This window comes from Mogibacterium pumilum (assembly GCF_002243385.1).
GTDB lineage: Bacteria > Bacillota > Clostridia > Peptostreptococcales > Anaerovoracaceae > Mogibacterium > Mogibacterium pumilum.
This window is the reverse complement of the sequence record NZ_CP016199.1, coordinates 1,239,514-1,252,183: the sequence shown is the minus strand read 5'-3', so window position 1 is coordinate 1,252,183 and position 12,670 is coordinate 1,239,514. Positions and strand designations below refer to the sequence as shown.

Sequence of the window (12,670 nt, the reverse complement as noted above, 5' to 3'; positions counted from 1 at the left end):
TTTAAGGCTTATTTGGCCAAGAAACGAGCTGAAGGCAAGCACTACTATGTCGCAATTTCACACGCATGTAAGAAACTTGTCCGCGTAATCTACAGCCTTCAGATGTCTAGAGAATCTTATCGAATCTCTTAAATAAGTCTCTTTCACTTTTCTGTACGAGCACCCTAACGGATGCTCTGTTTGTCATGCAGTTTTCAAGGTACTAATCTATCTGAACGAATTTCTTCGATTCAGGCTTGACTTTTAATAGTTAGTCTCATTATGCTAAATAAATATATTCAACAACTAAATCGCAAAGTATTCCGTTTTCGTCATAACCAAAATAGACAGGATACCTTCCGTCTCCAAACCCTGATTGTATCATGGGAATTGAGAGTTCCGAATTCGGTATTTTAAAGTTTATCCAGTCTCCGCCATCTCTTTGATAAAGTGGATTTTCCTTAGCACTCTTTGCAAAGATTGCCGCAAAAAAATCGTCATATATATTCTTATCTGGGTTTTCTGCATACCATCTATCTTCAAAATCACAGTATGCGTTCCTTGTCTCAACATCAACTATAGTTGCAAGACCGGCATCTACATTAAATCCGAATATGCTGTCACCATCTATATCATCCAGATTTTCATCACCCTTGAGTGCCTCGTAATAAATTATAGGAATACTCTCTGTAAATTTTACTCTACTGAGCGCGTACCTGTAGTGGTCTTCTTCTAATTTTACAACCAATGTTTCAATTCTATGTTTCCCCCTTGGCACAGACTCTAAATATGCTTTTTCATTTCTGTTTAGCCATACTAATGGATCTCTTACGAGTATATCTCCTGTAGGAAATATAATTTCTCCCATATCCAAAATGAATACTTCCTTGCCATGAATCTCTTTCATATCAAAGCACTTTGCATAGTTTACCGGTGATGTAAGCAGATTCTTGACCTCTTCATATCTTTCCTTCCACTCAGTTGATGGTTGTAACTTTTCCATATCAACTCCTTTGTTTCATGCAAAATTATCCGTTCATTCCCCCGAATTCAATCTCATATTTTCCACTTATTATCATATTTGCAAGATGTCCGCACAAATAATCAGGTTCAGTATCAAGATCAAATGAAAATTCGCTGTTTCTTCCATTTATATAAATATATACATTTTCTACAAACAAGGCATCTCTAAAATCACTTTCAGTCAATTCCATATTGTTTTCTTCATTGACAAATTCAATAAAATCATAGTTTTCATCTATGAAGACATCGAGTACAGCTGTTTTGTTATCGTTTAACCATGCTATTTTTTCGATGAATTTGTCAATTACTTCATCGCTTTGACCTTCAGTTTCAAGGACAATATCCGTATCCTTATCCCATACATTCATTTTTCCAAGATAAGCACCGCAATAAACTCCATCTTCTTCCAATATGAATTTATTACCTTCAATAGCAATTGTCTTCTCCATAAATCTAACTCCTAACAACGATATTAAAATATAAACTTACCAAGTTCCGCCATCGCCGGCACCACATTCCGAAAATCCGCCGCCGAAAAAAAATTCTCCGCCACTTCGAAATTTGATTCTGATATTCCGCCTGGAGTAATTTGATTTTCATCCTTATCAATCACCATTCTGTTCTATAAGCTCCCTACTATGCTTTCAACAAGTTCGGTAATATCTTTTGATACATATATGATTTCATCAGGATCGTGAATATAGCAAATTACCTGCGAAAAGTCTCCATCTTCATCAGGATCAAAGTCCAGCATCAAATAGCAGCTATCACAGTACTGTGCAAATGGAATCCATTTCTCGTTAAAAAGAAATGGCTTTATCCTTGTATCACGCATTTTCTCAATCTCTTCATCTGAAAAATACTCAGGAAAATCTGTCAGCAAAGCATTCTTGTTTTGAAAATAGTTCTTACAGCTTTCAATTTCTGAAAGACTCATGAGATTGAAACACATATCGCGTTCGTCTATATTACAAGGCAAGATACTCATATACTTGCTTCCGTTCTTGTATTTATATAGTTCTTTGAACCCGTCCGGCAAGCTTATACCGAAGCTTTCCTCAAACTTGCCCAATTCTTCGTCTGAAGCCCCTTCCAGTTCCAGATACTCATCGTAATACTCTTCCTCTATAGGATCATCTAAATCCCATTCTTCAAAGTTTTCGCACATATATTTCTCAATTAGCTTTATGTTTTCAATCATTCCCATTACGCTTATCTCCTTATATGTCTCCATCTATAACTTTCTGAAGGTAGGCGGATATGTCTTCCATAAACTCCTTGAAGCTGCAGAGATCATGAAGTTCCTCATGTTCCAGGTCATATGCAGCAATCTTCTTACTCTTAGGGTTCCAAACAATATATATATGGTCGTAATCACCGGTCGACTTTGAAATTCTAAGAAGCTTTCTTCTTCCAATCTTCATTGGAATAGTTTCAATCAAAGATAAAAATTCTATATAATCAAAATCGCAGTCTTCAAGCTCAAAGCAAAGCTTATCTCCTTGTAAGAATTCTAGCATAGACTTTGGCAGCTTGTATGGCTTAAGCTCATCCAGCTTGTTATTCATGCTATGGAATTTCTCAGGCTCTAGCGACTTAAAATATTCAGCCATCTCCATATCTCCCTTTTCTATGGCGATGCTGTAAGGTCTCATTCCATCCTTTTCAGTAATGGTCACATCTGCACCGTGTTCAACTAGATATTTACACATCTTTAGGTCAACATATCTGGCAGCCACGCAGAGCGGTGTTGGACAAAATGAGTAAACCATATCAGGACGATTATAATTTATATCGACACCTCTTTCTATGAAGAACTCCATAGCCTTATAATCTCTATCTTTCACAGATTTTCTAAATGCCGGGCCTCCGTACTTGCTCACACTATGTCCCAGCTCATCTATCAAAGCAAGGTTTTCAAGCTTATTTCCATATAAAGCTTGTTCAAAAGCATCTGTCTCAACATTGTTAAGCACATTTACTTTCGCGCCCTTTGATATTAAATATCTAATTAGAGGCTCACTACAATATCTCACAGCAAGTAAAAACGTCGGATTTTCCTCATCATTGAGCTCAGCTCCATTTTCAACAAGTCATTCAACCGACTTTGTCTTGTTCATAATCAAAGCGAGATTAAGTGGCGAAAGCTCCGTATATTTGGATAGCTTAATCTCCTTGTTAATATCTAGCCCCTTAGCAAACTGCTCCTCAAGAGCTTTGATATTCTCATAAATCACATCGCCGGCAAGCTCCGGCAAAGACGGAAAGCAACCTATATCTTTAATCTTTATCATATTATTTCCTTACAGTATTTAATATATGTCTAAACTAGAAACTGTCCTTTACATTACGTTCAACTTCATATATAAAGTAACATACTAAACACTTTTTTTCTCATATATTCAATCTTTAACTCAGATATATCGTATCATCATATCAATGATGCTACGAATACATTAAACTCTTATTTAGCCTATAATTACATGTTTACGGTTTACCAAGCACCGCCGCCGCCACCACCGGCACCGCCGCCTGAGAATCCACCTCCACCGCTGCTTGAGAATCCACCTCCGCCGATATCAGGGCTTGCTGCGGATATACCACTATATGTGCTGTTCTCTATGCTGTTCATCATCATATTTACCCACATATAATCAAAAGCGTCAGTTTTATGTGAGGTATAGCTACTATGCTCAGGCATTTTGATGTTTTCAAACTTCTTCACCCATTTATCCGTCAGCTTAAATACATATGCATATGGCAAAATATCATAGAAATATGATGGATTTTCTTCTACAAGTTCATTAATCTTATCTACTTCCGCAGTTTCTATAAAGTTTCTGAATCCCAAGATTTCTCCATATATCTTACGGTTATAATCACTTCTCTTTCTTATTCCAATTATCAAGAACGGAAGTATCAGAGCATATATCATTATAGCCGGATATATATATATCGGTGTATCATTATTACCGGTAAAGTATATCAGCACATTAAATCCTATAAGAAATGCTAGATAAATTATACCGCTTAATACTATGCCTGCTGTGCCTTTAGCAACATTTTTAGATTTTGAATAAATTATCTTTTTTCTGAGGTATTTAAATAAAAATGCCCATACCGCCATTACAGGAATGGAAAATAATAAAATACCAATAATGGACAGTACATCAAAATCCAAAACAATACTCGATCTATATGCTGATAATAGAGATGTCGCAAAAAAGCCTATGCATCCTATCTTAACCGCAGATTTCTCAAGCCTTTCAGATTTCTCGGAGTAAACAGCCTTTTCGCCCTCAAATCTCCTTTCGATATTAGCTCTAATCTTGTTATATGATTTTCCTATCTCTTTACCGGCATCCTCTATATTAAATTTTCGACCTATGCTTTTATTATCTAAGGATTCAAACAAAGCTTTATAGAAGTCGTTGACATAAGCGGGTTCATTTTCAGGCACTTTCATGGAAGTAATCGTAGTGTCATTTTTGTCCTCTCCCTCTTCTATCTTGATGTATCCCTTTGATGCGAGATATAGGTATAAAGAAACTACATCCTCTCTATCAACAACCTCATCTACCAGATATCCAATTTCAGCAGGTGTAATTTCATCCGGCGGATTAAAAGTTACAGGTGAAACTATATCCTTGGATTTATTACTGTTCTTAAGTCTCAATAATAAAATAAAAATTATACAAAGCGAAAGAATAAGGACATTTATTGGATTGCTCCAGCCCTTACTGTGTGCACCCACCCAGTAATTCTTAGGAGTATTTGCAAGAAGAGTTACACCGTAGTTTGACGGAATCATCGTTGCATTATAGTTTAGGGTGTTGCTATTTTTATCATATTCCCAAGTTCCATATTGCTCGGTGCTGCCGTATTTACCTGTGTAGTTTTTCATCCCAGTATAAGGAAAATCCTCCGGCAATTTAACCGTGGCATTTGATGACATAATTTTCATCTGCCAGTTTGTTGGAATAATATCGACATACAAGTGATTTTCTACATTGGACTGAAGGTAATTTTCAATCTTGTACTTAATCTTATATACCTTTTCCCCGGTCACGTATCTATACGGATCACCTATCTTTATGTTAAGGTTTCCTTTGTCTTTGCTGATATCATAGTTGTCTCCCTCGACACTTATATCCTTAATTCTGTAGTTTCCTGCGAGGGGAATATTACGTGTAATTCCATGCTTAAGTTTACCGGATTTAAAGAGAACATCTATCGTCTCCGTTATTTCATATGAATAATCCTTGTTTACTTTTATTTCGACATTAAAATATCTTGTCGTTGCTCCATCAAAAACATATTCGTTTTTGGCAGCTCCGCTGTTCTCATATTGCTCAAATATTCCCTTGATAGAATCATCTATCTCTTCATCATCTGCAAATACAGGACTTACAGTCAAAGCTGTGACAAGCAATGTCAGAATTGCTACTAAGCATATATGCAATTTCCTTCTTTGAATCACATCGCGCATCTTATACTCCTTCCTACTTAAATAACTCTCTCTTAGTTTTGATAAAAGCCAATTCATCGAAAATGTAAATTTCAATATTTACACTAAATCCGTGCAGACTGCATAGGATGTATTTCCTTTTGCTGCAATGACATAAAGCTTATCATCATCTATTATCATTTGCTGATATACTGTTATTTCAAATTTCTCAAATTCAGGCTTTTTATATAGGCTGCCATCATTCCTATTTATCAAAATAGGTTTGTTTTTCTCATCCGATAAAATTACATAATTCTTGTAATAGAGAAAGTTAGATGTTCCCCTGGTGTTATAGCTATACTTTATACTTCCATCGGTCAGGTTCACAGCAAAGAACTTTCCGCCTTTTCCATCCGTTCCGAAATATAATGTGCCATCTTTCTCATCAACATCTGTATAAAGATACGCACCCAGATTAGTCTTCCAAACAACTTTGCCTGAATCAGCCTCTCTACACGCCATTATAAATGCTGAATGCATATAAACCTCTAAATTTCCAAAGCTATACACCTTGCTGTCGCTATATAAATTATCTAAAGGCGTAGGCGCATCTCCTATCACTTTGAGCTCTGTATCAGTCACTTCTATCAGTTTATCTAAGGATTTTAGATATCCCTTATATTTCTTTGTATTTATTATGAATCTCCCATCTTGCTCGCAGAGATCACAGTCCAATGCTGAGATATCGTCCAGATCCATAAGACGAATCTGGCTATGATTTTTAAAATCAAGAGAAAAATTGATTAGTATAATTCCTTGCATATAGTCCTTGGGACCATCCGCCTCAGCCGTATAAGATACACAGTTAAGTACTGCGATTTTATTCTTTATCTTATATATTCCGATAACAGTATTTGCTCTTAGTTCTATATCATCCCAAGTCAAAGGATATGCAATTAAATGATTCATATTTCTTCCTCTTTTAGCTCTCTAAAGTTATCTATATGATATCCGAAATAGCTTCTTCCGGACCTTCCAATAAATATTCCATGCTCGGGCATATTAGAGATTTCACCTAAGAAAATCATGGGTAAATCATCGGAAAACGGATATTCAATTTGTATATCTTTCTTTAGTGTAACAAGTGCTTTTTCTTTAATCATACAAATCACCAAATTTAGTATTAAAAAACCTCGTATATCAAGTCTCAATCAGAATTTTTCCACAAGCCTTCCCATCGGTAGCTCATTTAGAGTGCCATAAATTATTTTCTAAAAATCACATGACTTTGAATAGTTTGTCACCTCTATGATGAAATTTAATGATGGAACAGTCTGAATCCTGTAAATGCCATAGCTATTTCATACTTGTTACAAGAATCAATAACTAGATCGTCGCGAGTCGAACCTCCTGGCTGAGCAATATACGATACGCCGCTTTCGTGAGCTCGATCGATATTATCGCTAAATGGAAAGAAAGCATCAGATGCTACTGAAACGCCTTTAATCGTGTTAAGAATCTGCCTTTTGTCTTCAACTGTAAAGACTTCAGGCTTCTCCGAGAATAGTTCCTCCCAGTCAAAATGCCCTCTAGCTTCAGGAGTATCCTCCATAGCTATATATCTATCTATAAAGTTATCCTTGTTAGGTCTCTTTATCCCTTCTTTAAAAGGTAGATTAAGGACCTTATCAGACTGTCTAAGATGCCAATTGTCAGCTTTAGAGCCGGCAAGGCGTGTGCAGTGAACTCTTGACTGCTGACCAGCTCCTACTCCGATTGTCTGACCATCTTTTGCATATGCAACGGAGTTTGATTGAGTATACTTTAGGGTGATTAGAGCAATTATCAAATCATTTTTAGCATCCTCTGGAATATCCTTAATTTCAGTCACCACTTCATTAAGGCAAGTCTTGTCTATCTTTATATCATTGTGCTTCTGTTCGAAAGTAACACCAAATACCTGTTTTGTCTCAACTTCAGGTGCTTTGAAATCCTCATTCACTTTGAGAATCAGATAATTCCCATTTTTCTTCTGCTTCAAAATATCTAGAGCTTCGTCAGTAAATCCTGGAGCAATTACACCATCAGAAACTTCTCTCTTAATCAGTTTAGCACATGTCTCATCACAAATATCACTCAAGGAAATAAAGTCTCCGAATGACGACATGCGGTCTGTTCCACGAGCCCTCGCATATGCTGTTGCAATCGGAGATTCATCAAGACCAGCGACATCATCTACAAAACAAGATTTTTTAAGTTTATCGCTCATAACCCTTCCAATAGCAGCAGATGAAGGACTGACATGCTTAAAAGAAGCAGCTGCGGCTTTACCAGTTGCTTTCTTGATTTCACTTACTAACTGCCATCCATTCATGGCATCAAGAAGATTTATATAACCGGGCCTTCCGTTCAAGACTTCAAAAGGCAGCTCTGATCCATCTTCCATGTATACTGAAGCAGGTTTCTGGTTTGGATTACATCCGTATTTTAATTCGATTATTTTCATTTCATTCACCACTCGTAACGACGCGACAACTCTTACTCTTTAAATTGAGATAAGAGGCTATAAAAAAGCCTCTCATCTATTTATTAATCAAATAAACTGAATTTAATAATCAACTCTAAAGGTTAATCTCAGTTTCGATATTTTTTTGAGGATGACGCTCTATAATTGGGTCTATTACCTCAGTAATAAGCTCCTCAACCTGTGATGGGCTTCTTCCCACATAGAGAATTGGATCCATAGCTGATAAAATTTCTTCCCTAGATAGTCCAAAAGTTTCATCGGCAGCGATTCTATCCACAAGATCGTTATTAAGTCCGTCTCTCTTCACTCTTAGTGTTGCTTCATGAGAATGAATTCTAATCTGCTCATGCAGATCCTGTCTATTTCCACCCTTCTTAACCGCTTCCATCATTATATTTTCTGTTGCAATGAACGGAAGCTTCTCCATAATACGAGCGTTGATAACTTTAGGATATACAACCATATCGCTTGTTATATTGATATATAAGTTAAGAATACCGTCTAATGCAAGAAAAGCTTCAGGAACTGAAATTCTCTTATTTGCAGAATCATCCAGCGTTCTCTCAAACCACTGCGTTGCAGCAGTTATTGCTGGATTAAGTGAGTCAACGATTACATATCTAGCAAGAGATGTAATGCGCTCGGATCTCATTGGATTTCTCTTATATGGCATAGCAGAAGAACCAATCTGATTCTTTTCAAAAGACTCTTCCATCTCTCCAAACGACTGAAGGATTCTCATGTCATTTGAGAACTTCGATGCGCTCTGTGCAACACCGGAAAGTGACGATAATATATTAGCGTCTACTTTACGCGAATAAGTCTGTCCAGAAACAGGAACACAGCCAGATACGCCAAATTCTTTTGCAATGATACCGTCGAGCCTCTTAACCTTAAACTCATCGTTGTTAAAGAGATCCATGAAACTTGCCTGAGTACCTGTTGTACCCTTTGAACCAAGTATTTTAAGATCTTCCAGCCTTCTTTCAAGTTCGATTACATCGAGTGCTAGTTCATACATCCAAAGCGATGCTCTCTTACCTACAGTAGTTAACTGTGCTGGCTGTAGATGTGTATATCCAAGGCAAGGCATATCCTTATATTCTCTCGAAAACCTCTTGAGATTAGTTAATACCTGTACTGTCTTTTCAATGGTGAGTTCGAGAGCTTCCTTCATAAGAATCACATCTGTATTATCACCAACATAGCAAGAAGTTGCACCTAGGTGGATAATAGCTTCGGCCTTTGGACAATGTTTTCCAAAGGCATAGACATGGCTCATTACGTCGTGACGAACTTCCTTTTCTCTTGCTTCAGCCACCTCAAAATCAACGATATCCTTGTTATCAATCATTTCATGAATCTGTTCATCAGTGATATCAAGGCCAAGTTCTTTCTCTGCCTTCGCTAAAGCAATCCATAGCTCATGCCAAGTAGTAAATTTCTTTTTTTCGGAGAATATATACTTCATCTCCTTGCTCGCGTATCGAGAAGATAGTGGCGACATATATTGCAATCTATCAGTTTCCATTAATCCCCCATTCTCTTGTTATAAATCTTAACTTCGCTTTCTAAAGTCTCCGAATTGATCATCATAGTGCATAGAGAAATTTTATTATCTTCGTTAAGGCTATTCCATATTGTTTCACCAAACTCTTCAAATGAATCTGGAATGCTTACAAGCTTAGGTTCTCCCTCAAATGTTGGAAGCGGTGAATCGTTGCCTTCATAAGTATGAATAAAGTGAGCATGGTTAGAACGCGAAGGATATTCAAAGAAATACCTGTGACAATCTGTCCCCTGTCCATCAGAATCCTTTAGAATGCTCATTTTATATGAACCATCAACAAGGCTCAAAAGTGCACTAATTCTCGGCGTAAAATGAGGTGCGTCAGGTTCGAAACATCTAGTTCTCAAAGCTTCTTCAAAAGTTAGACCTTTGCTAAGAAACTCATCAACTGTGTCCGTTTGATCTCCATTCGTTACAATCAAATTCTTACCGTTTATCTTAATTGGATAGTAGATGATAAGAGTTGGATCAATTTCAGCATCCTTATCATATGGTGCAATTGCTACTCTATCATCTTCCTGATAAAAGATTCTATTACGACTATTTTCGCTTCTTCCCATTATAAAATAGGCAACGGCAATCTTATTCGATGTTTTCCCAATAAGGATGCCCCTGCCCCAATAGTCATTAGAAGCGAGATAACTAAGTTCATTAATGTGTGTCTTATTCATTGCTCACCTTATCTAAATAACTCTGTAATATTAAAATTGCTGCTTGTTTATCAATAACCCTCTTGCGATCGTTTCTCTTAACATCACCTGCAATAAGGATATTTTCTGCCAACTTCGTCGTAAATCTCTCATCCTGCCACTCGATTTTTACGTGTGCAAGACCAGAGCTTCTGAGCTTATTTTCAAGCATAGTGCGGAAATCGCGCACTTTCTCAGTCTGTATGCTATCGGTACCATCAAGACTCAAAGGAAGTCCAACAACTACAGTGTCGCACTCATAGTCGCGCACTAAATCAAGCACCTTGGTAGTGTCCTTTCTAATACCAACACGCTCAATTGTAGTGACTCCTTGTGCTGTAATATCTAGAAGATCGCTTACAGCAACACCTATCGTCTTTTCACCGAAATCAAGTCCTATTTTTCTCATCGATTAAAGACCCTATTTATCAAGCTCTAGATATGACTTTAGAATCTCCTCGAGAAGCTCATCTCTATCAATCTTGAGAATGAGGTTTCTCGCATCATTATGACTTGTAATATAAGATGGATCTCCAGAGGTTAGATATCCTACCATCTGGTCGATAGCATTATATCCTCTCTCCTGAAGAGATGAATATATCTGGTGCATTGCTTCTTTGTTGGAAATCTGTTTGATCTTTGCACTTTCAAACAAAATAGTATCTTTGCTCATATCTTCCTCCTGTTTTATAGAATGTAGCGAGATATATTTAGTGCAAATAGGCAAATTGTAATATATTCACCTATTAGCTATCTAACTTATTTATTAGCAACTAGAACTTCTGCTAGCTTTAAAGCCTCATCTAGCTTGCTTTCATCTTTCGCTCCAGCCTGTGCCATTCCAGCTTTTCCGCCTCCATTACCGCCAGCAACCTGAGCAATTTCCTTAACTAGCTTTCCTGCGTGGAAACCTTCGCTTACAAGCTCATCACTTACAGAAACGAGAATAGCAATCTTGCCTTCATTAACAGCTGCAGCTACGAATATAGATTTGCTCTCTTTGGACTTTATAGCATCTGCCATCTCTCTAAGCTGTGCAACATCCGTGTTGTCAAATCTCTTAGCAATTAGCTTGATACCATTTATGTCAACTCCAGATGCAATGACATCATCTAGTGAGCTTGCGATTTCATCTGCTTTTAGTGACTTAATTGTCTTCTCTAGCTCTTTGTTATCAGTGACAAGCTGAGCAGCTTTCTTCTCAAGATCACTTTCATTTGATTTAAGTGTTGAGCACACGTTTGAAATAACAGCTTCTTTACCTTCAGTATAGTTGATAACTTGTGTTCCTGTAATGGCCTCAATTCTTCTGATGCCAGATGCGATACCCGCTTCAGAAATAATCTTGAAAGCACCGATTTTACCAGTATTATCGATATGTGTTCCTCCACAAAATTCTATACTATAGTCTCCCATGCTTACAACACGAACGATTTCACCGTATTTCTCACCAAAGATAGCGGTAGCGCCCATCTTCTGAGCTTCTTCAATTCTCATTTCCTGCATGAGAATCGGTAAGAAGGCATCAATCTTATCATTTACAATATATTCAACCTGCTTAATCTGCTCCTGTGTCATAGCTTCGAAGTGATTGAAGTCAAATCTCAAATAGTGATTGTCAACATATGATCCCGCTTGTGATACATGTTCTCCAAGTACATCTTTAAGTGCCTGCTGAAGTATGTGTGTAGCACTGTGTCCCCTAGCAGTTCTATTTCGATTGGTTACATCAACCTTTAACTCTGCTTTCTCTCCAGCATTTACATTATCTACAAACTCATCTACGAAGTGTAGGAAAATGTCATTCTCCTTAGTAACATCATTTACATGATATTCATTGCCAGCAACATTAATCACACCTGTATCGTGGATTTGTCCACCACCGGTTGCATAGAATGGAGTCCTATCGAAAATAAGAATGTTCTTACCTTCATTGCTATTCGCATAAAGAACCTTTGCCTCCGCTACTAAATCTGTGTATCCAAGGAATGTACTCTTAGGAAGCTTGTCATAGTCAGCCGCATCTTTCCATGCAACATCTGCTGTTGATCTCTGACCCTGACGAGCAAGCTCCTTCTGGTGATCCATGTTCTCCTTGAAACCATCCATATCAACGGTGATGCCTCTTTCTGCAAGAATCTCCTCTGTCATCTCTACAGGGAATCCGTAAGTATCATATAGCTTGAACGCATCTGCACCATCTAGCATAGTCTTTCCAGCCTCATCGAGTTTTGCAACATACTCTTCCAAAATTCCCATACCGTTATCCATAGTCTTTGCAAACTGCTCTTCCTCGATAGTAATGAGTTTTTTGATATAATCGCGCTTTTCAACAAGCACTGGATAAGCTCCACCAGAAACCTCAACTACAGAATCCATAAGGTCTGCCAGGAAAATCTTCTCTTTGATCCCAAGAAGTCTTCCATGTCTAGCTG

15 protein-coding genes are annotated in these 12,670 nt (G+C 37.4%); all 15 read right to left on the bottom strand.

Going from position 1 to position 12,670, the window contains the following annotated elements:
• Positions 1 to 259: 259 nt before the first annotated feature.
• Positions 260 to 982 (bottom strand): DUF4241 domain-containing protein, encoded by a 723-nt coding sequence (locus AXF17_RS05990; RefSeq protein ID WP_094234238.1) that lies wholly within the window; start codon positions 980 to 982, stop codon positions 260 to 262.
• 25 nt (positions 983 to 1,007) lie between these two features.
• Entirely contained in the window at positions 1,008 to 1,451 is a 444-nt protein-coding gene (locus tag AXF17_RS05985; RefSeq protein WP_094234237.1) for a hypothetical protein, read from the bottom strand.
• Between the two features lie 23 nt (positions 1,452 to 1,474).
• Positions 1,475 to 1,618, bottom strand: coding sequence for a hypothetical protein (locus AXF17_RS09020; protein ID WP_157682582.1), 144 nt, complete (start codon positions 1,616 to 1,618; stop codon positions 1,475 to 1,477).
• A 6-nt stretch (positions 1,619 to 1,624) separates the two neighbouring features.
• Complete coding sequence (locus AXF17_RS05980) at positions 1,625 to 2,209, bottom strand: SMI1/KNR4 family protein (RefSeq protein ID WP_094234750.1); 585 nt, start codon at positions 2,207 to 2,209, stop codon at positions 1,625 to 1,627.
• Positions 2,210 to 2,222: 13 nt separating this feature from the next.
• Entirely contained in the window at positions 2,223 to 2,978 is a 756-nt protein-coding gene (locus AXF17_RS05975) for an ankyrin repeat domain-containing protein (RefSeq protein ID WP_237049018.1), read from the bottom strand.
• A 117-nt stretch (positions 2,979 to 3,095) separates the two neighbouring features.
• Positions 3,096 to 3,296 (bottom strand): hypothetical protein, encoded by a 201-nt coding sequence (locus tag AXF17_RS09550; protein ID WP_237049017.1) that lies wholly within the window; start codon positions 3,294 to 3,296, stop codon positions 3,096 to 3,098.
• 200 nt (positions 3,297 to 3,496) lie between these two features.
• On the bottom strand, positions 3,497 to 5,491 hold the full coding sequence (locus AXF17_RS05970) for a DUF2207 domain-containing protein (protein WP_094234236.1): 1,995 nt from the start codon (positions 5,489 to 5,491) through the stop codon (positions 3,497 to 3,499).
• 78 nt (positions 5,492 to 5,569) lie between these two features.
• Positions 5,570 to 6,418 carry a PQQ-binding-like beta-propeller repeat protein gene (locus AXF17_RS05965; protein ID WP_094234235.1) on the bottom strand — a complete coding sequence of 283 codons (849 nt, stop codon included), beginning with the start codon at positions 6,416 to 6,418 and terminating at the stop codon, positions 5,570 to 5,572.
• The gene (locus AXF17_RS05960) at positions 6,415 to 6,612 is read right to left on the bottom strand and encodes a hypothetical protein (protein WP_207651541.1); all 198 of its coding nucleotides are present in this window, start codon (positions 6,610 to 6,612) and stop codon (positions 6,415 to 6,417) included. The genes AXF17_RS05965 and AXF17_RS05960 overlap by 4 nt, the downstream gene beginning before the upstream one ends.
• A 155-nt stretch (positions 6,613 to 6,767) precedes the next feature.
• A complete protein-coding gene (locus AXF17_RS05955; RefSeq protein ID WP_094234234.1) occupies positions 6,768 to 7,955 on the bottom strand; it encodes a phosphoribosylaminoimidazolecarboxamide formyltransferase in 1,188 nt (395 codons plus the stop codon).
• Between the two features lie 115 nt (positions 7,956 to 8,070).
• On the bottom strand, positions 8,071 to 9,507 hold the full coding sequence (purB, locus tag AXF17_RS05950) for an adenylosuccinate lyase (RefSeq protein WP_094234233.1): 1,437 nt from the start codon (positions 9,505 to 9,507) through the stop codon (positions 8,071 to 8,073).
• On the bottom strand, positions 9,507 to 10,217 hold the full coding sequence (locus AXF17_RS05945; protein WP_094234232.1) for an IMP cyclohydrolase: 711 nt from the start codon (positions 10,215 to 10,217) through the stop codon (positions 9,507 to 9,509). Before AXF17_RS05945 ends, purB begins: the two co-directional genes overlap by 1 nt.
• Entirely contained in the window at positions 10,210 to 10,644 is a 435-nt protein-coding gene (gene ruvX, locus AXF17_RS05940; RefSeq protein WP_094234231.1) for a Holliday junction resolvase RuvX, read from the bottom strand. The genes AXF17_RS05945 and ruvX overlap by 8 nt, the downstream gene beginning before the upstream one ends.
• 12 nt (positions 10,645 to 10,656) lie before the next feature.
• Entirely contained in the window at positions 10,657 to 10,908 is a 252-nt protein-coding gene (locus AXF17_RS05935; RefSeq protein WP_094234230.1) for an IreB family regulatory phosphoprotein, read from the bottom strand.
• 86 nt (positions 10,909 to 10,994) lie between these two features.
• Positions 10,995 to 12,670 (bottom strand): alanine--tRNA ligase (gene alaS, locus AXF17_RS09545; protein WP_237049016.1); only part of this gene is annotated, 1,676 nt, incomplete at its 5' end.

Excerpts from the sequence above, each read along its gene's own strand:
- AXF17_RS05965 (WP_094234235.1), bottom strand. The coding sequence starts at position 6,418 with ATGAATCATTTAATTGCATATCCTTTGACTTGGGATGATATAGAACTA.
- AXF17_RS05945 (WP_094234232.1), bottom strand. The coding sequence starts at position 10,217 with ATGAATAAGACACACATTAATGAACTTAGTTATCTCGCTTCTAATGAC.
- AXF17_RS05990 (WP_094234238.1), bottom strand. The coding sequence starts at position 982 with ATGGAAAAGTTACAACCATCAACTGAGTGGAAGGAAAGATATGAAGAG.
- AXF17_RS05985 (WP_094234237.1), bottom strand. The coding sequence starts at position 1,451 with ATGGAGAAGACAATTGCTATTGAAGGTAATAAATTCATATTGGAAGAA.
- AXF17_RS05960 (WP_207651541.1), bottom strand. The coding sequence starts at position 6,612 with ATGATTAAAGAAAAAGCACTTGTTACACTAAAGAAAGATATACAAATT.
- purB (WP_094234233.1), bottom strand. The coding sequence starts at position 9,507 with ATGGAAACTGATAGATTGCAATATATGTCGCCACTATCTTCTCGATAC.
- AXF17_RS05955 (WP_094234234.1), bottom strand. The coding sequence starts at position 7,955 with ATGAAAATAATCGAATTAAAATACGGATGTAATCCAAACCAGAAACCT.
- AXF17_RS05980 (WP_094234750.1), bottom strand. The coding sequence starts at position 2,209 with ATGGGAATGATTGAAAACATAAAGCTAATTGAGAAATATATGTGCGAA.
- ruvX (WP_094234231.1), bottom strand. The coding sequence starts at position 10,644 with ATGAGAAAAATAGGACTTGATTTCGGTGAAAAGACGATAGGTGTTGCT.
- AXF17_RS09550 (WP_237049017.1), bottom strand. The coding sequence starts at position 3,296 with ATGATAAAGATTAAAGATATAGGTTGCTTTCCGTCTTTGCCGGAGCTT.
- AXF17_RS05970 (WP_094234236.1), bottom strand. The coding sequence starts at position 5,491 with ATGCGCGATGTGATTCAAAGAAGGAAATTGCATATATGCTTAGTAGCA.
- AXF17_RS09020 (WP_157682582.1), bottom strand. The coding sequence starts at position 1,618 with ATGGTGATTGATAAGGATGAAAATCAAATTACTCCAGGCGGAATATCA.
- AXF17_RS05935 (WP_094234230.1), bottom strand. The coding sequence starts at position 10,908 with ATGAGCAAAGATACTATTTTGTTTGAAAGTGCAAAGATCAAACAGATT.